Genomic DNA, 17,604 nt, shown 5'->3' with positions numbered 1-17,604 from the left:
TGGATAAGTCGTTGCGGGACGCAACCAAACGGGCTGAGGCGGGGCGGTTATCCACAATCAGGGGCCCACAGGCCGGCCAGCTTCGCGCGTGCGTGCGAGGGACTAGGAGCTAAATACCGCAGAAACCCCGATGGCGGAGGGACCAGCGTGCACGGCGAGTACCTCGGTTAAGGGCGTGGTGATAAAGGACGTGCCCTCTGGCAGGGCGTCGCGCAAGAGGCCCTGCAGCTTGTCCGCCGCCTCGCCGGCCTGGTTGTGCTGAATGGCGATGAATGCGGGCTCCCCGGCGGCGCGGGCGGCGATGATCTCTACCACCTTGGTAAAGGCCTTGGTCTGCGTGCGGGTTTTCCCCACCAATTCCAGCTTGCCGTCCACGATGGACATAATCGGCTTGGTGGCTAAAAGCGCGGTGGACAACATGGCGGTGGCGGCAGACATGCGGCCTGAGCGGCGCATATCCTCCATGGAATGTAGGTACACCCAGGTAGCCGCGCGTTCGATGCTGTCGAGCGCCGCCGCGTGGCATTCTTCCAGCGCCGCGCCCTGTGCCGCCTTGGTAGCAGCCGCCATCGCCGCCGCGCCCATGACCATGCCGGCCGAGCCGGAATCGATAACGCGCACCGTATCAGGAAAAACCCCTGCCGCAGCCACCGCCGCCGACCACGTAGATGAAAGCTCCTTGGACAGGTGGATGGCGATCACGCCATCATCCTGCGCCTTTTCCATTTCCCTGCCGTAGGCCGCGGCCAATTCGAGAGAGGACAGGCCCGAGGTGGTGCGCAGTTTTCCGCCCTTGTCCTCGCTATCCATCACGTGCAGGTCAATGACGGTGATATCGAGTTCTGCAGCAATCTCTGGGGGCAGGCTGGCCGCGGAGTCAGTAATGACGCGAACGGTCACTAGGTATCTGCCCCTCCATCACCGGTGACCTCGCCACCCATATTCCAGCCATCGAAGTACCACTGAGCGCTCGCCACTGTCTCCGGCGTAAATTCCAGCGAGGTCACGGGGGTTGCCGGATTGAAATCCGGGCGGGCGGTCAGCTGCGACCAGTGGGTATTTTTCAGGCCGGATAAAATACCGTATTGGGCATGGTCCAAGCCCAAAAGGTGGCACGTGAGCGCGGAAATGGCACCACCGTGGGCGACGATAAGCACGGCACCGTCTTCCCAGCCGGAAAATTCTTGCATGAGCTCGTCGATGACCGGGCGCGCGCGCTGAGCCACATCCACGCGGGACTCGCCTTCTGGCGGGGCCCAGGTGGGGTCGTGCCGCCAGATGGCGCGGGCACCAGGAAATTCCGCATCCACTTCAGCAGAGCTCTTGCCCTGCCACTGCCCCAGATTCGTCTCGCGCAGGCGAGGATCCGTAGAAAAGTCCAAACCGAGCGATTCTGCCACCACCCGCGCGGTTTCTCGCGCGCGCTGCAAATCGGAGGCGACGATTTTTACCACGCCCTGATCCCGGAGCAGGCGCGCGGCGGCGCGGGCCTGTTCATAGCCGACATCGGAAAGCTCAGTGTCCAAGTGGCCCTGCATGCGGCCGGAGGCATTGTAGGTGGTTTGTCCGTGGCGGATCAGAATCAGGCGGCGGCTCATGGTGGGGTTAAAGCTCCTCGTCCTCGCCAGGGGCCTTTTGCGCCAATGGCAGCTCATCAATGGAATCCACGGTGCGCGGATTAACGCCATTGGTCCAATCGCCGGGGCGCTCGGGAGGCTCAATGCCCTCGATCTCCACCAAGGGGCAATCGTGGTAGAGGCGGTCGAGGCCGTAGTGCTCGCGCTGGTCCGTGCGCTGCACGTGGATGACGATATTGCCATAATCCAGAAGCACCCAACGGTTTTCACGGTTGCCCTCGCGGCGCTGCGGCTCGAAGCCCTGGGCCGTCATCTGGTCCTCCACCTCATCCACGATGGAGCCGACCTGGCGCTCATTATCGGCAGAAGCCAGCACGAAAACCTCGGTGATGGCGAGGACATCGGAGACATCGATTGCCGCGATATTGCTTGCTAGCTTGTCCTGTGCGGCGTGCGCCGCGGTTGCCGCCATGCGGCGGGCGAGATCAGAAATAGACAATGTATAAAAATTCCCTTTTCGCGTCTGGTGAGGAAGTGTCTTTTAGCTGTCTATTCTTGCACGTTCGCCGCGATTGTGCCCAAACTTGAACTATAAAGGTTTATCCGGCTGCGCCGAGTAGAGATTATTTTTGGTGATGTATTGCACCACCCCATCTGGAACCAGGTACCACACCGGGCGGTTTTGGGCGGCGCGCTCGCGGCAATCCGTGGAAGAAATGGCCATGGCGGGGATATCGATAAGGTTGATATCCTCCCGCGAGCCGGCCGGCAGCATGTCCGTACTCAGCTCGTAGCCCGGGCGCGTGACGCCCACGAAGTGCGCCATATCCAGCATCTCTTCCCAGTTATGCCAGCTCATGATGGATTGTAGGGAATCCGCACCGGTAATGAAGTAGAACTCGGCGCCCGGGAAAAGCTCGCGCAGATCGCGCAGGGTATCGATGGTATAGGTAGGGCCCTTGCGGTCGATGTCCACGCGGGAGACGGTAAAGCGCGGGTTGGAAGCCGTAGCAACCATGGTCATCAAATACCGGTGCTCCGCGGCGGTGACCTCGCGGGAGGATTTCTGCCACGGCTGGCCGGTGGGAACGAAGACTACGGTATCGAGGGCAAAGCGGTGCGCCGCCTCGCTAGCGGCGACCAGGTGGCCATTGTGGATTGGATCAAAGGTGCCGCCCATGATCCCAATACGCTGGGAATTAGTCATGGCTGGAGAGTATAGCCGCTACCCTGCCGGGGAGTTAAGCCAGCCAGCCACGGTATCGGCCACCCGCGCATTATCCTGCTCCACTGCCGCATCACCCTGGCTATCGCGGAAATACGAGGCGTGGTGAGCGGCCTTTGTGGCCAAGGCCTCCTTGGCGTTGCGTAGGTTGAGATCGCAGACGAAGTCGCCGGCAAGGCAGTAATCGATGCGGCGATCGGCCGGCAGTGCGGCGCTGCGCGGCACGAAGATCCGCGGGATCGGACCGGCCATGCCGCCTGGACGCCGCAGGGGATTGCCCAGGTAGATTGCCCCGGCGAGCTTGTCCTGGGACGCGAGGTAGCGCTCCGCGCTGGTGGCGATAATCGCTCCCTGCGAATACCCGGCGGTGATATAGCGCGGGCTGCAGCCCGTTTCCTCTTCGTACTGCTCCACCACGCGCGGCGCATTGTTCATGCCGCTGCGCAGGCTCTGCACAAGGCCAATGGTGACCTGATAAATCAGCTCGTGTAAGGGGTGTTCCAGCAGCACTCCGCCCAGGCGACGCATCAGCTGCAGTGGGCGCAGGTTTTCACCCTCTTGGGCCAGCGGTGGCAGGTTCATCGAGGCGGGATACGCATCCGCATCCAGCGCCAGCACGTAGGCATTATCCATCGCACCGGGGTGGCGTTGTTCTACCAAGTGGAAGAGCGCGGCAAGGTTGGGGCCTTCATAGCCATTGGATTCCGCGCCCTGTTCCGAGTAGCGCTGCGGGCCGAAGTACTCGCCGTGCTCCTCGTTTTGGTCCGAGCCGCGCGCGGCAAGGAAGACGTAATCGGGGCAGGTTTCGGCCTGTGGGTGGGGCTGCCCCGCCGCCGCGACAGGGGCGAGCATAGACGCGCCAAGCGCCGCCGTGGCGGCGATAGTTACGAAACCAGCGGCGGCGCGAGAGCGAGAGAAAAGGCGCACGTTCTTATGGGCGTACGTGACCGGTGCCTTGGAGGACCCACTTGGAAGAGGTCAGCTCCGGCAGGGCCATTGGGCCGCGGGCGTGCAGCTTCTGGGTGGAAATGCCGATTTCTGCACCCATGCCGTAGACCTCGCCATCGGTAAACGCGGTGGAGGCGTTCAGCATGACAGCCGCGGCATCGACCTCGTTGCCGAACTTAACCAAGACGTCGGCATCCTGGGCCGCAATGCCCTCGGTGTGGCCGGTGGTAAATTCCGCGATGTGCGCGATGGCACCGTCGACGCCGTCCACTACCTTGGCGCAGATATCCATGGACAGCGACTCTTCGCGCCAGTCCTCCTCGGTGGCTTGGACGACGTCCGTGGCGCCGAAGCCCTCAAGCTCGTCCACGTCGCCGTGGACGGTGACGTCTGCATCCTGAAGGGCGCGGACGATGCGCAGCTTGGTGGCATCATCAAGCGCGGCATCGATAAGCACGCACTCCGTAGAGTTGCAGACCGAGGTGCGGCGGGTCTTGCCGTTGATGACCATGTCGATGGCCTTGTCCATATCGGCCGAAGCGTCGATGTAGAAGTGGCAGTTGCCGGTACCGGTCTCAATGGCCGGAACGGTAGCGCCGGTAACCACGGCCTCGATGAGCTTGGCGCCGCCGCGCGGGATGACCAAGTCCACCAGGCCACGCGCGGTAATCAAGTCCTGGACGGAATCGTGGGTCTCGCACGGCAGGAGCTGAACCACCTCGCGCGGCAGATCGAACTCCGCGAGGGTATCCTGCAGGAGCTCCACCAGCTTGGTATTGGAGTTGCGCGCGGACTTGGAACCGCGCAGCAGCGGCACATTGCCGGACTTCAGCGCCAGGCCAAAGGCATCGACGGTGACGTTCGGGCGGGCCTCGTACACCATGCCCATCACGCCGAGCGGGACGCGCACCTGCTTCATCTGGATGCCGTTATCCATGGTGCGGCCCTGCAGGATCTCGCCTACTGGATCTTGCAGGCCAGCGACCTGGCGCAGGCCATCGGCAATGCCCTCAACACGGGCGGCGTCCAAGGTCAGGCGGTCAATCAGGGAATCGGACATGCCGCGTTCGCGGCCGGCCTCAATATCCTGCTGGTTGGCAGCAAGGATGTCATCGGTGTGGGCAATGAGATTTTCGGCTGCGCGCTGCAAGATTTCATTCTTGCGCGGCGTGGACAGCTGCGCCACGACGGGCACAACATCCTTAGCAGCACGGGCTTTGGACAGAACTTCGTCGCGTTCAGTGTTGCTCATGTCATACCAGAGTAACGTACCCGCCCGAGTTTTTCAGCCGCCCGCCGTGTACCTCACGCTTTGCCTAAATTAGGCAGGCCACGCAGAGAAAACCACCCCCTCTACCCGCACCCGAGAGTGCGGTAAAGCTCACAACTACAAATCCAATTGTTCAATTCCTTGAAATAGTTACTTGGGTATGTTTATTCTTTGCTTGATAAGTTTCACACTGAAATAAGGAGCACTCATGAAAAAGAACGTGGCCAAGCTGGGCCTGATGCTGACCCTGAGCGGGGTCGCCCTCGCCGCCTGCAGCACGAACGACGGCGGCAACGGTTCCGACGCGGGCTCCGGTTCGGGCGACGATCAGACCATCAAGGCCGTTGCCACCACCACGCAGATCTGCGATTACCTCACCCAGATTGCCCAGGGTGGCATGACGCTCCACAAGGTGGATTCCAGCGGCAAGGAAACCACCGAGGGCGATGGCGATACCACCCTCGATCTCACCTGCCTGTTGGCGCCGAATGCCAGCGCGCACGAGCACGAGATGACCCCGCAGCAGATGAGTGCCATGGCGGATGCGGACTTCCTCTTTAAAAACGGCGTCGATCTCGAGCACTTCCTCGATAACGCCGTGGAGTCTTCCGGCTTTGACGGCGAGACCATCGTCACCGCCGGCGATGACAACTCCAAGCACAAGGTAGACCTGCGCGAGTGGCCTTTCCCCGGTGAGGACGGCGAGGAACCAGAATTCACCCACGACCCGCACGTATGGACCTCCCCCAAGAACGCCAAGATCCAGGTAGAAAACATCGTGGATGCCTTGGCCGATAAGGAGCCATCCGTGAAGGAAGTCGGCGAAAAGTACACCAAGCAGCTCGACGAGCTGGATAAGTGGGTCACCGAGTCCCTGGAGACCGTCCCCGAGCAGGACCGCGTGCTGTTTACTTCGCACGATGCCTTTGGCTACTTCTCCAACGACTATGACGTGAAGTTCATCGGCTCCGCGCTCACGGACTTCAATAACCAGCAGGACGCCACCTCCTCGCACATCGAGGATGCCGCTAAGGAGGTTCGCGATTCCGGCGCCAAGGCCATCTTCGCGGAAAACTCCAATAACTCTAAGTCCATCGAGGCCATCGCCCGCGCCGCAGGCGTCAAGGCCATTATGGATGATGACGCCCTGTACGGCGACTCCTTGGGCGTGCCGAATAGCGACGGCGCCACCTACATCGGCTCCATCATCCACAACGTCACCACCTTGGTAGATGCCTGGGACGGTGAAGCGGCCGATCTGCCAGAAAGCCTGGATAACGCACGATGAGTGCACCGCTTTTAGAGCTTTCCCATGCCTCCTGCGGCTATGGCACCACCACCATCGTGGACGATGTCTCCTTGACCATCCACGAAGGTGAGGCCATCGCGCTGCTGGGGGCTAATGGTGCTGGTAAATCCACTCTCTTAAAGGCCATCGCCGGCCTTGCTACGCTGCGCGGCGAGCATCAGCGCACGGCGACGCTGGGCTATGTTCCCCAGCACCACACCTGCGATCCCACCTTTCCCGTCACCGCCGGCCGGGTCGTGGAAATGGGCCTGCTCAATAAGGCCTCGTGGTGGGAGCGCATGGGCAGCATGCGCCGCCTGCGCCCGCAGATCGACCAAGCGCTAGAGCTCGTCGGCATGGCGGATAAGGCGAAGACCCGCTGGGATAAGCTCTCGGGCGGGCAGCGCCAACGCATCTTTATCGCCCGCGCGCTGGCCGCCCACCCGGACTTGGTGCTCATGGACGAGCCCTTCAATGGCCTGGACCAAGACAGCAGGCAGGTGCTTTTAGGGATCATCGCCAAGCTTAAGGAAAGCGGGGTTGCCCTGCTCATTTCTACCCACGATCCCATTTTGGCGCAGCGCGCTTGCGATGCCGGCATGCTCATCGTGGACGGCCACAGCGAGGTCCTCGATACCGAGGATGCAGTCGAGCGCTACCTGGAGGCCACGTCGGTATTACAGGGGGACATGTGACGCTTCTGCTTACTGCTCCCTATATGCAGCGCGCCGCGCTATTCTTGCTGTGCGTGGCCTTAACCGGCGCGGTGGTCAGCGTGGTAGTCAACCTGCGCCGCATGGAATTTAGCGTCGAGGCGCTAGTCCACTCGGTATTCCCGGGCATCGTCATTGGCCTGGCCGTGGCGGGTTTTCCCGGCATCTTGCCCGGTGCCGCCGTCGCCGCGGGTGTCGCCGTGCTCATTTTGGCGCGCCTGAATTCCGGCAGCGATGGCCACGACCATGAATCCGGCACCGCGGTGGTACTGACCTTGATGTATGGCATCGGCGTGGTCATCAGCCTCGCCGTGGGGGATCGCTCTGGCCAGCTGGAGGCCCTTATGTTTGGCCGCTTGCTCGATATCACCACTGACCGCATGATCCCCTCGATCATCTTGTGCGTGGTTGCCGCCCTGCTCATCCTGGCCACCTGGCGCTCGCAAGTAGCCGTCGCCTTTGACCGCGAATCCGCGCGCGCCACCGGCATCCGCGTGGGGGTAATCGATGTCACTGCCAACGTAGCGGTGGGCCTAATCGTCGTCGCCGCGAGCTCCGCCATTGGTGTATTGCTCGTTCTGGGTTTCGTGGTGGTACCTGGCCTGGTCGGGCGCGTCCTGGCTAGCACCCCACTGCAGATGCTCCTGTGGGCGCTGGTGGGCGCGGTAGTCGCCGTATGCGTGGGCCTGTGGCTCATGCTTTCGGTGACCTCCCACCAGATTTCCCCGCAAGCCATCGTCGCGCTGTCGCTGTCCCTGACCGTTCCGCTCGCACTTTTAGGCAGGCGCATATGGGTGTCTTAACATTGCCATTCCTCGAGGCCATCGCGGTGGGCTGCCTCTCCGGGCTGGTGGGCACGCTCATGGTGCTGGGCAACCGCGTCTTTTTTGCTGAGAGCCTCTCCCACGGCACCTTTCCCGGCGCAGTCCTCGGCGTCGTCGTGGCCAATGCGCTGGGCGCCAACTTGAGCGATGGACTCATGCTCGGCTCCGTGGCGGTCTGCATTCCGCTGGCGGTTTTCATGCATTACCTGGGCAAGGTGCACGGCGTATCCTCCACCGCCGCGGCGGGCACCACGCTGACCCTGGGCTTTGCGCTGGGCATCTTGCTACTGCGTTGGTTCCAGCCGCTGCCGCTGCACGTCGATAGCTTCCTGGTGGGCTCGCTTACCACGGTCAACCACCGCGATGTCGCCGTCGCAGCCGGCCTGGTCATTATCTGTTTGCTTGCGGTACTAGCCTGCCGGCGCCGCCTCTTTCAGGCGTATTTCGACCCCACCACGTCCCCGCATAGCGGGCTTTACGATGCCCTGACGCTCGGCCTTATCTGCTTGACGATGGCCGCCGTCATCCCCGCCGTCGGCACCATCTTGTCCATTGCCCTGCTCGTGGCCCCGGCCGCGGGCCTGCGCCCGTGGGTATCGCGCCCGGAGGCGCTGCTTATCGGGGCGGGCATCATTGGCATCACCATCGCGGTTGCCGGGCTTTTTATCGCCGCACACTTGAGCCTTTCGGCCGGCGGCACCATCGCCATTGTGGCCGGCGTGTTCTACCTCGCCAGCATGACGGCCTATAAGGCGATTTCCTAACGTGCGGCGCTGCACGGCGCTGCACGGCGTCACACGGCGCGACGCAGCAACGCAGTGCTGCGTCGCGTTAATTAGACGAGGCCAGGCGGACTGTGATCTCGCGGGCGGCCACCTCCGCCAGCGACATCTCGCCGCTTTCGGTCTGCACCGTCAACAGGCCGGCCACGCTATCGCTGACGCGCAGCTCGTTGCCCAGCTCTACCCCAAAGCGGTCGAGGTAGCGCAGCAGGCCTGGATCCTCATCGCAGACGCGCTCCACGGTCACGGGCGCATCGAGCGGGGCGCTGGCGAGCGTGAGCGTGCCAAGATCCTCGATCCCGCCGCCAATATCGGGAATGGGATCGCCGTGTGGGTCGCGGTCGGGGGATCCCAGCAGCGCATCGATGCGGCCGATAAAGCGATCGGAGCAGGCGTGCTCGAGGCGGTCAGCGTCCTCGTGCACCTCGTCCCAGGAATAGTCCAGGGTCTCTACCAAGAAGGTTTCTAATAGGCGGTGGCGGCGCACCATCTGCATCGCCAGCTTACGGCCCGCAGGGCTCAATGAGACGCCCTGATAGCGCTCGTGCTCCACCAGCCCTTGGGCGGCGAGCTTCTTAATCGCCTCGGAGGCGGTGGGCACCTTTTGCTCCAGGCGCCCCGCCACATCCTTCAGCGCAACCGGGGCGCCACCGGAGTGCTCCGATAAGTCCCACAGAACTTTCAGGTAGTCCTGGCTGCGGGTAGGCAGTTCTTCTAGGTGCATATCCACCATCTTCATAATCGTGCTTGCGTCGTCCTTGGATTAGTGTTAGTTTAGCAGTAGTTCAACGAGTTGAACTTTTATTTTCACTTGCCACGGACAGTGGGCGGTACGTCCTTTCTTCGGTACACACACGACGCACCCAGCCATCGCTGTCCGTGGCTTTTGATTTTTCTAGTATCCCGCCTCTGGGTCCACCTGGGTGGGCATGGGCTCGCCCTTCTCCCACGCGGCGGCGTTGGCGTTGAAAATATCGCCCATGTGATACTGCGCCACGTGCTTTGTCGCCCCGATATGCGGGGTCATAGTGCAATTGGGCAGGGAGAGCAGCGGGTGGTCATCGGGAAGCGGCTCTGGGTCCACGACCTCCAAGCCCGCACCTGCAATCTCGCCCTCGCGCAAGGCATCCACCAAATCATCCGTGACCACGGTGCTGCCGCGGCCGACGTTGATAAACAGAGCGGACGACTTCATGGCGCGGAACTTTCCGGCATCGATTAGCCCCTCCGTTTCTGCCGTAGCGGGGAGGATGCAGAAAATGACGTCTGCCTCGCTCCACACGTGCGCGGCGTCATCCATGGCCACCACCTCATCGGCGCCCTCTACCGGGCGCCCAGAGCGATTCACGGCGGTGATGTGCGCCCCAAAGGGCTGCAGCAAGGCAATGAGCTGCTTGCCGATGCCCCCAGCGCCCAAAATCGCCACCTTCTTCGGCCCCTGCTGGTCATAAATCCACTCCTGCGCCTCATCCAGCTCCTTGGCCACCGACCACGTGCCGGCCTGCGCAAAGGCCTTGTGCTGGTGCGCCTGGGAGAGCAGCAGGCCCAGGGCGCATTCGGCCACAGGCTTAGCAAAGGCGCCGGCGGAATTGCACCACGGCAATCCCTCGGGGGTAATCAATCCGGCATCGATAAGTTGGTTGACGCCAGTAAAACAATGTTGCACCCAGCCGATATTGTCCGGCATCTCTGGGATGCGGCGCGGGCTGGGTGTGGTATTGACATAGACCTCTGCGTCTTCGAGGTTCTCTACGCGCTCGTGGCCGGCAGCGCTTAAGTCATCGACCATCGGCTGCCAGGTTTCTGGTCCCATAAAATACTTCATGGGACCAGCGTACGGCACGCGGCTAGATGCGCGAGGCGAAGTTAGACAGGTAATCCGCGTGCACGACGGAGCGGCGCTTATCTTCTGGCAGCTCGCTCATCTGCATGCCCTTGATGGCGTTCAATTCCTCGGAATCGAAGCGGACCTCGCCGCGGCCGATAACCTCGCCCTTCGGGCCCAAGATATCGATGATCTCGCCCTTGTTGAATTCACCGCGGACATCCGTAATGCCCACGGCGAGCAAGGAGGTACCACCCTTGGTCACGGCTTCCTTCGCGCCCTCATCCAGGCGGACGGCTCCACCGGTATCGGCGCAGTAGAGTGCCCAGAACTTCCAGGCCGAAAGCTGGCGTTCCTCGCGGGTGTGGAAGACGGTGCCCACGGAGGCATCGGAAAGCGCGGGCCCAATATTATCGGTAGAGGTGAGCAGCACTGGAATGCCGCCGCGGGTAGCCAGGCGGGCGGCGGAGACCTTCGTGGCCATGCCGCCGGTGCCGACCTTGCCGCCATCGCCGGCAACAACGCCCTTGAGATCCTTACCGGTGCGCACCTCATCGATGAACTTCGCATCCGGCTCGGCTGGGTTCTTGTCATAGAGGCCATCGACGTCAGAGAACAAGAAGAGCGCGTCCGCGCCCACCAAGTTGGCGACCAAGGCCGACAGGCGGTCGTTATCGCCAAAGTGCATCTCAGAGGTAGCCACGGCGTCGTTTTCGTTCACGATGGGAATGGTGCGCAGCTGGCGCAGGCGATCAATGGTGCGCTGCGCGTTGCGGGCGCGGTCGCGGTGCCCGGCATCGGAAGCCGTGAGCAGCACCTGACCGATGGTGCGCTGGTAACGCGCAAAGGAGCGGCCCCACTCATAGGCCAGGTGCACCTGGCCCACAGACGCCGAGGCCTGCTTGGTAGCCAGGTCGGTGGGGCGCTGGTGCAGGCCGAGCGGGCCCATGCCGGCGGCAACCGCACCGGAGGAAACGATGATGACATCGGAGCGCCCCATGCGCGCGTGGACGGCATCCACGATGTGATCGATCTTTTCCTGCGAGACGCGGAAGTTATCATCCGTGAGCGACGAGGAACCAATCTTGACAACGACGCGCTTGGCCTCAGCGATAGAGTTGCGCAATTCGGATTCAAACCCAGAGGCTATCGGGTTTTCATCGAGGGCTTCAGGGAACGGGGTATCAGCGGTAGGGCCATCAAAAGGCTCTACGGGGAGCGGAAGAATGGGCTCTTTCTGTTGATCAGAAGACATAACTCAATAGTGTACAAAGCTTCCGGCACGAGTCCCCTTCATTGGGGCGTATTTCCCCCATGTGCGCAGCACATTATGCCCGGGGTGGGGGCACTCGCCCCAGCGGACGAGGCCCCACTTCCCCACTCGCGCGGTGGCTAACCCTGCCAGCGGTCGCGGTTGGCGCCCTCGCGGGTGACCTCTTCCTCGTCGCCGTAGTCGAATTCATCGACCAAGCCACGCCGGGCCTGGGAGGCGCGCTTGCGCTCCGCCGCGGAGACGCGGTTGGTGCCCTTCAGGCGGGCATCCTCGCCGCGGCTGGCCATGGTGGGATCGCCGCCGGTCATCGGCTCCCACTCGAAGGTAATCCCGCCAATGGTCACGGGGCAGCCTTCCACCGCGCCTTGCTTGTGCAGCTCGTCTTCCACGCCGGCCTTGGCCAGGCGGTCTGCCAAGTAGCCCACGGCCTCATCGTTTTCAAAGTCGGTCTGGGTAATCCAGCGCTCGATCTTTTCGCCTTCCACGATGAATCCGCCCTGCACCTCTGGATCCGGTCGCACATTAAAGTCCGCGAAGCTGCCGGTATTCTTCTTATGCGCCTGGGCCTTGGGGTGGATAACAGTATGGGAAGCATCCCGCTTCGGCTTAGGCTGTGCCTTGTGGTGCTCGGTGACCATCTCCATGAGCTTGAATTTCAGCGGGTCCAAGCCCTTGCGCGCCGCCGCAGAAATGATAAACACCGGCCAGCCAAACTTCTCCTTCAGGTCATCCTTGACGAACTCCGCCAGTTCTTCCGCCTCCGGGACATCCGCCTTATTCAGGATGATGACGCGCGGGCGCTCGCGCAGGTCGCCCAAGCCGGTATCGCTTTCTAGCGCCTCCTGGTACTTGGCCAGCTCATTTTCCAACGCCTCAATATCGGATTCCGGATCGCGGCCCGGCTCGATGGACGCGGTATCAACGACGTGGGCCAGCACGGCCGTGCGCTCAATGTGGCGCAGGAAGTCCAGCCCCAAGCCCTTGCCATCGGCAGCGCCGGGAATAAGGCCTGGAACATCAGCAATGGTAAAGGAGCTATCGCCCATATCCACCACGCCCAAGTTAGGCTGCAGGGTGGTAAACGGGTAATCACCGATCTTCGGCTTGGCAGCAGAGAGCACCGAAATCAACGAGGACTTGCCCGCCGAAGGAAAGCCCACGAGCCCCACATCCGCCATGGATTTCAGCTCGAGTACCAGATCGTGGGCCTGGCCCGGCTCGCCCTGCAGCGCAAAGCCCGGTGCTTTGCGGTTCTTGGACGCCAGCGCCGCGTTGCCCAGGCCACCGAAACCGCCCTCAGCCGCGACGAAACGCGTGCCCGGCACGGTGAGATCCGCCAGGGTCTCGCCCTTTTCCGTGCGTACGACCGTACCCGCGGGAACCTCCAAAATCAGGTCCTCACCGCGCGCGCCATTGCGCATATCGCCAGCGCCGTTGCCACCGCGCTCGGCCTTAATATGCGGCCGGTAGTGGAAGTCCATCAAGGTATGGATCTGCTCCGAGACCTCCAAGATGATGTCGCCACCGTGGCCGCCATTGCCGCCATCCGGTCCACCCAGAGGCTTGAATTTCTCACGGTGGACAGACACGCAGCCATGCCCACCGTCGCCAGCCTGCAAGTGCAAGACGACGCGGTCAATAAAACGTGCCATGAACAGCCTCTCTTCGCTATCAATTAGATACTAAAGTCTATCAGCTCCACCCCACTATCCACGATGCGCGGAATTTTAGAGTTCGCCTTCGGCAGATGCTTGTTGAGCTTCCTGCTGCTTTTTCTTCTTGCGCCGCCGGTAGTTCTTCCACAGGATAATAAGCACGGTGAGCAAGATGATCGCGATGACCAGAATCATCCACCATGACCAGCCAAATCCAGCGGTATCAGGCTCTGGGTTCCCTGGCTCCAGCGGTACGCGTTCCGCGTGAACAAGCAACCTATCGGTATTAAGGCCATAGGGAGTACACGTAATCAGAGTGAGCTTATCGTGGCCGGGCTCATACGTCACCGCGTCATAAGCTTCAGGCTTGACCACTTCCCTGCCGGTCATTTTGTACCGGAGGCGCTCCCCCATAACCTCGATGAAAATCTCATCGCCTTCTTGCAAACGCGGAAGCTCATCAAACATCGCCGCATTGACCATGCCCGTGTGGGCAGAGATCACCGCATTCGTTCCATCACCGCCAACCGGAAGCGTGGAGCCATACATGTGCCCGGCGCCATCGTAAAGCACCTTCGGCGCAGTGGTGTGGAAGACGGGCAAATCCACATTGATGCGCGGAATGCGAATGCGGGCAATCATGTCGGTAGGACCGTCAATATTCAATTGGGACATATAGTCTTCCATGCCTGGATCGCTATCCACCGGCGGACGAGCGTGCGGGCCTTCAGCCAGCAGACGCTCGTTATATTCGCGTGCGCGGGCAAGTTGGCGGTCTTTTTCCTCTTGACTTAGATCTTCGACCTTTCCGCTATAAGCTTCGGTCTGCCGCATCAGCTTATTGTGGTTGGCCAAAGTAGACACCACCGGATATAGCAGCAAGAGTGCGCCGAGAATGAGCGCAATGATGGAAACCGCGTTGCTCTTCTTTTTCTTTTTGTTCTCAGCGGGCAACGGCTTTTCAACGGTCGCGGTCACGAGTTGCCTCCCTCTGGTCCAACGTGCTGATTGGAATCTTCGTCATCTTTTCGCCGCCGCGCAAGCACAATGAGGCCTCCAAGGATGAGTACTACTCCTAGTGCGACGATGCCGATCACTGATGCACCGGTAGATGCCAAACTGCCTAGAATTTTGCCATGCTTGCCATCTTTTTGGGAAGAATCTGGATCGCCTTCTGCGGCAGATAAGGCTCCCTGGTGCCCATCTTCCGATGGAGGGGGCGGGAAACCATTCGCTTCAGGTTCACCGGATCCAGCATCCGACGAGGAACCTGGGGCCGAAGAAGGAAGCGACTGCCCTCCAGATGGGACGGCAGGTGTCGTCGAATCCGTACCTTTCATGCACTCCGAATATGCCACTACGGGCAGACTCGCGGCATCGGATACCTCAACCGGACGCCGTTCCGCGTCCATGCCGTCCGTAAGAATCGTTGTAGTGGCGCTAAGCTCGCCCACTGCATCAGCCTCTGCACGAACTGAGATGCTGGCTTTCACCACAGTTGAAGGATCTAGGCTACGAAGATCTGCCAATTGTTGTAGCGCGGAATCCTTAAAAGCTAGTTTCACCGTGGGCCCGGTGTTTTCTACGCGGTACTGGTCTGCGGATAGCTCGATCTGCTTACCTGCGCCCACGATTCGCACCGAGTCCACCGCAAGGCTTTCTGCTTTATGACCTACCGACACTGTGGTAGTCACTTCATAGCGCTTAATTTCTCCTTCAGCGCTAACATTCGGCGCGGACCCGGAAATCTCGTAGACAATCCGGCCGCCAGCTGCGACCGCAAAACGACCTCCGGCGACGCTACACGATGTCCGCGGATGAATTTCTGCATTAAGGACTTGCGCCTTGAGCTCGATATTATGCGCCTTACCGTCACCTGATACGGCGATGACGAATGGCGCATACGATACCCGGGAGTCTTTAGAGCCCTGGTTATCGGCCACGTTGAGGAGATACACACCAGGTTCTACGCCCTTGAAAGTTGCTTCCCCATCAGAGGTGGTTTTCTTCGCCATCGGGATAAAACTATCCGGATTATCGCGCAATAACTGCGGCACGTTGAGCTGCGGCAAGTCATTAATGCGTACATCTTTAATCAATAGCAGCTCAAGTTCACGGTCCCCAATATCCTGGAACCATTCTTCACCCACGGATTCCTTGAGATCGATGTGAAGGTCGCTGCTCCGCGATGCCGCATGTGCGACCGCCGAAATGCCGGTTCCTCCCGGCATTTCCGATACCGGCTGCGGCTGAAACAAGAGGCCACTAATTAACCCCATCGTTATCACCGCGGCACCAATCTGCCGCACTCGCCGCACGCGCAATTCAACAACCTTCCACTACGCAGAATCCACTGCTAGGCAGGGAGAACGACATTCTACGTTTCGCCTCCCGCCACTCGCCCAAACCGCGCGCCCCTACCCTTGCAGGCGAGGCACGCGGGTATGAGCCACTTGCCCGTTTAGGCGTTACGGCGCTTCAGCTGGTAGTAGGCACCGCCGATGAACAAGAGCGCGCCGAGGCCGAGGATGATCAGCATCGTCCGCATACCGGTAGCCGGCAGCTTGCCCCAGATATTGTCCTTCACGTCATCAATGGTCGCGGTATAAATAAAGCGAGTATTTTCACCCTCGCCGCGCGTTTGATCAGACTTGGCAAGGTGGTGCGGATCTGGGTTGATGAGGTAGCCCTGAGGAGCCTTCGTCTCGACCGCACAATATTCCTTATTCGGATCGAATTGCAGGAAGTAGCCATCGGCCTTTGCTGCCTCGCCCTGTGCTGGCTCAGCCGCTGTCAGCGTTGCAGAAACTACAGCCGTACCTTCTGCGTTGGCACCCTTAATAGGATCAGCTTGATCAGATACCTGCCACTTGTCACCGTCAGCGGTGCACTCAAAAACCTGGAATTCTGCGCCAGCACCGGTGGCTTCATCCTCAGTAGGCTCACCGTTCAACGTCTTCATAATCGACACGTCGTTGTAGTGCGTCGTCGTCGAGCCTTCATTGTTCCCTGAGTTGTCCCCGCCAGGCGTGGTGGGGATGCCGGGATCTTGATCGTTGCCGTTCAAGTCCAAATGAGCGAGGTTTTCAATTTTACCGTTCGCAGGGATGCTCAGGACCGTGGCGTCGAACTTTACCTGCACAGAGAGATCAGGTTTGTTGGCTCGAGCCGTAGCAAGCTTTTCCCGCCCAGCGTCAGTGAATTTCACCGAGAGGTTTTTATTACCGTCTCCGGTAATTGCGACCGTATAGTCACCTTGATCTCCGCGGGTAAGGTTTTCGACTCCCTCAGCGCTCACGGTTACGCCATCTGCACCGTTCGCAAAATCAAGGTGCTCATTGAGATTATCCGTAATCTCGAAATGCGGGATATTGCGGTTGCCTTGGCGGTCAACGTCACCCGCAGGTACCGGAGCTTCAATGGTATAAGAAATGTTATCGCCAACGTTGGCGTTTCCGTTTTCGGCGCTCTTCTTTGGCTGAATCAGCTGGTTCTTCGGGGAAACTTTAGGGTCATAGTTTACCGCACCGTCATCCCCGATTAAAGGAACGGTGACCAAGAACGGAGCGCCGATAGTGTAGTTAGTGTTGGTTTCGCTAGGAAGCTCAGTCACTTTGTACATGCCGACGGCCAAATCCGTAAATTTAGCCTGACCGGATCCATCAGTAGTTTTTTCCTGCGCCGTAAATCCCTGGTCGATCGCTGCGTTCTCAGCTCCGGTTTCAACCAAGTTCTTCGCCTCGGTCCAGCCAGCTGCGGTATCTAGCTTATTGGTCATCTGGACCTTTTCGACCTTGAACTTCATCCCCTCAAGAGCGGTGTCCGCGCCTGGATTGCCATCTCCAACGGGATCGCCCGAGTGCTTATCGATGGTGATGGAACCCGTTTTGTTTGCATCAATAGAGGCGCGGACATTTTCGGCCTGTGCCAGTACCGATGCACCATCACCGGGAGCAGCGAATGCAACTGGGGTGGCTGCGGCCAATCCTGCCGCAAGAGCGACCGCTAAGGTCTTAGAGGCAATACGAGACATTAGTAAGGGGTCCTCTCATAGAGAATTACTGAGCCGAAGTTCAAGGGAGCCGGTCAGCGCGAAAATGAAACCAGTGTAAAAGTATATGCCGGTGATAGTCCACTACACAATTGGAGAAGCAAACTTTTCACCTGCTAAAAGATAGTTATTGAATAAGGAATATATACAAAGGTTAGCGGTCAAGGTGAATG

17 protein-coding genes are annotated in these 17,604 nt (G+C 60.4%); 4 read left to right on the top strand and 13 right to left on the bottom strand.

The genetic code is table 11. The features are described from left to right. Window positions 1-102: 102 nt before the first annotated feature. The 6 genes from ACP8KU_RS02810 to ACP8KU_RS02785 form a co-directional block, all read right to left on the bottom strand. Window positions 103-900 carry a DegV family protein gene (locus ACP8KU_RS02810; protein ID WP_237792450.1) on the bottom strand — a complete coding sequence of 266 codons (798 nt, stop codon included), beginning with the start codon at window positions 898-900 and terminating at the stop codon, window positions 103-105. Next, complete coding sequence (locus tag ACP8KU_RS02805) at window positions 900-1,598, bottom strand: histidine phosphatase family protein (protein ID WP_484483942.1); 699 nt, start codon at window positions 1,596-1,598, stop codon at window positions 900-902. The genes ACP8KU_RS02810 and ACP8KU_RS02805 overlap by 1 nt, the downstream gene beginning before the upstream one ends. Before the next feature lie 7 nt (window positions 1,599-1,605). Then, the gene (gene rsfS, locus ACP8KU_RS02800) at window positions 1,606-2,049 is read right to left on the bottom strand and encodes a ribosome silencing factor (protein ID WP_005277990.1); all 444 of its coding nucleotides are present in this window, start codon (window positions 2,047-2,049) and stop codon (window positions 1,606-1,608) included. A 117-nt stretch (window positions 2,050-2,166) separates the two neighbouring features. Then, entirely contained in the window at window positions 2,167-2,784 is a 618-nt protein-coding gene (gene nadD, locus ACP8KU_RS02795) for a nicotinate-nucleotide adenylyltransferase (protein ID WP_005284339.1), read from the bottom strand. 18 nt (window positions 2,785-2,802) lie between these two features. Beyond that, complete coding sequence (locus ACP8KU_RS02790) at window positions 2,803-3,729, bottom strand: cutinase family protein (protein ID WP_484483941.1); 927 nt, start codon at window positions 3,727-3,729, stop codon at window positions 2,803-2,805. Window positions 3,730-3,733: 4 nt separating this feature from the next. Continuing rightward, a complete protein-coding gene (locus ACP8KU_RS02785) occupies window positions 3,734-5,002 on the bottom strand; it encodes a glutamate-5-semialdehyde dehydrogenase (protein ID WP_484483940.1) in 1,269 nt (422 codons plus the stop codon). 226 nt (window positions 5,003-5,228) lie between these two features. On the opposite strand from ACP8KU_RS02785, the gene ACP8KU_RS02780 reads away from it, so the two are divergent. Genes ACP8KU_RS02780 through ACP8KU_RS02765 form a run of 4 tightly spaced genes read left to right on the top strand, consistent with a single transcriptional unit; the run spans window position 5,229 to window position 8,609 of the window. Continuing rightward, window positions 5,229-6,308, top strand: coding sequence for a metal ABC transporter substrate-binding protein (locus ACP8KU_RS02780; protein ID WP_284624356.1), 1,080 nt, complete (start codon window positions 5,229-5,231; stop codon window positions 6,306-6,308). Continuing rightward, entirely contained in the window at window positions 6,305-7,003 is a 699-nt protein-coding gene (locus tag ACP8KU_RS02775) for a metal ABC transporter ATP-binding protein (protein WP_284623214.1), read from the top strand. The genes ACP8KU_RS02780 and ACP8KU_RS02775 overlap by 4 nt, the downstream gene beginning before the upstream one ends. Then, window positions 7,000-7,824, top strand: coding sequence for a metal ABC transporter permease (locus tag ACP8KU_RS02770; RefSeq protein ID WP_484483939.1), 825 nt, complete (start codon window positions 7,000-7,002; stop codon window positions 7,822-7,824). The genes ACP8KU_RS02775 and ACP8KU_RS02770 overlap by 4 nt, the downstream gene beginning before the upstream one ends. Then, complete coding sequence (locus tag ACP8KU_RS02765) at window positions 7,812-8,609, top strand: metal ABC transporter permease (RefSeq protein WP_484483938.1); 798 nt, start codon at window positions 7,812-7,814, stop codon at window positions 8,607-8,609. The genes ACP8KU_RS02770 and ACP8KU_RS02765 overlap by 13 nt, the downstream gene beginning before the upstream one ends. 67 nt (window positions 8,610-8,676) lie before the next feature. Here ACP8KU_RS02765 and ACP8KU_RS02760 read toward each other — a convergent pair whose 3' ends face one another. The 7 genes from ACP8KU_RS02760 to ACP8KU_RS02730 all read right to left on the bottom strand — a co-directional run bounded on the left by ACP8KU_RS02760 (window position 8,677) and on the right by ACP8KU_RS02730 (window position 17,413). Beyond that, window positions 8,677-9,366 carry a metal-dependent transcriptional regulator gene (locus ACP8KU_RS02760; RefSeq protein ID WP_484483937.1) on the bottom strand — a complete coding sequence of 230 codons (690 nt, stop codon included), beginning with the start codon at window positions 9,364-9,366 and terminating at the stop codon, window positions 8,677-8,679. Window positions 9,367-9,522: 156 nt separating this feature from the next. Next, complete coding sequence (locus ACP8KU_RS02755) at window positions 9,523-10,452, bottom strand: D-isomer specific 2-hydroxyacid dehydrogenase family protein (RefSeq protein WP_284623211.1); 930 nt, start codon at window positions 10,450-10,452, stop codon at window positions 9,523-9,525. 22 nt (window positions 10,453-10,474) lie between these two features. Further along, a complete protein-coding gene (proB, locus tag ACP8KU_RS02750; RefSeq protein WP_005277962.1) occupies window positions 10,475-11,707 on the bottom strand; it encodes a glutamate 5-kinase in 1,233 nt (410 codons plus the stop codon). 137 nt (window positions 11,708-11,844) lie between these two features. Beyond that, a complete protein-coding gene (gene obgE / locus ACP8KU_RS02745; RefSeq protein WP_005277958.1) occupies window positions 11,845-13,377 on the bottom strand; it encodes a GTPase ObgE in 1,533 nt (510 codons plus the stop codon). Between the two features lie 75 nt (window positions 13,378-13,452). Further along, complete coding sequence (locus ACP8KU_RS02740) at window positions 13,453-14,358, bottom strand: class C sortase (protein WP_484483936.1); 906 nt, start codon at window positions 14,356-14,358, stop codon at window positions 13,453-13,455. After that, a complete protein-coding gene (locus ACP8KU_RS02735) occupies window positions 14,355-15,638 on the bottom strand; it encodes an LPXTG cell wall anchor domain-containing protein (protein WP_484483935.1) in 1,284 nt (427 codons plus the stop codon). The genes ACP8KU_RS02740 and ACP8KU_RS02735 overlap by 4 nt, the downstream gene beginning before the upstream one ends. A 203-nt stretch (window positions 15,639-15,841) precedes the next feature. Further along, window positions 15,842-17,413: a SpaH/EbpB family LPXTG-anchored major pilin gene (locus tag ACP8KU_RS02730; RefSeq protein ID WP_484483934.1), complete on the bottom strand. Its 1,572-nt coding sequence runs from the start codon at window positions 17,411-17,413 to the stop codon at window positions 15,842-15,844. Window positions 17,414-17,604 lie beyond the last annotated feature (191 nt).

This window comes from Corynebacterium sp. LaCa_282 (assembly GCF_057198125.1).
The sequence above is the reverse complement of the archived record's forward strand: the minus strand, read 5'-3'. Positions and strand labels throughout refer to the sequence as shown.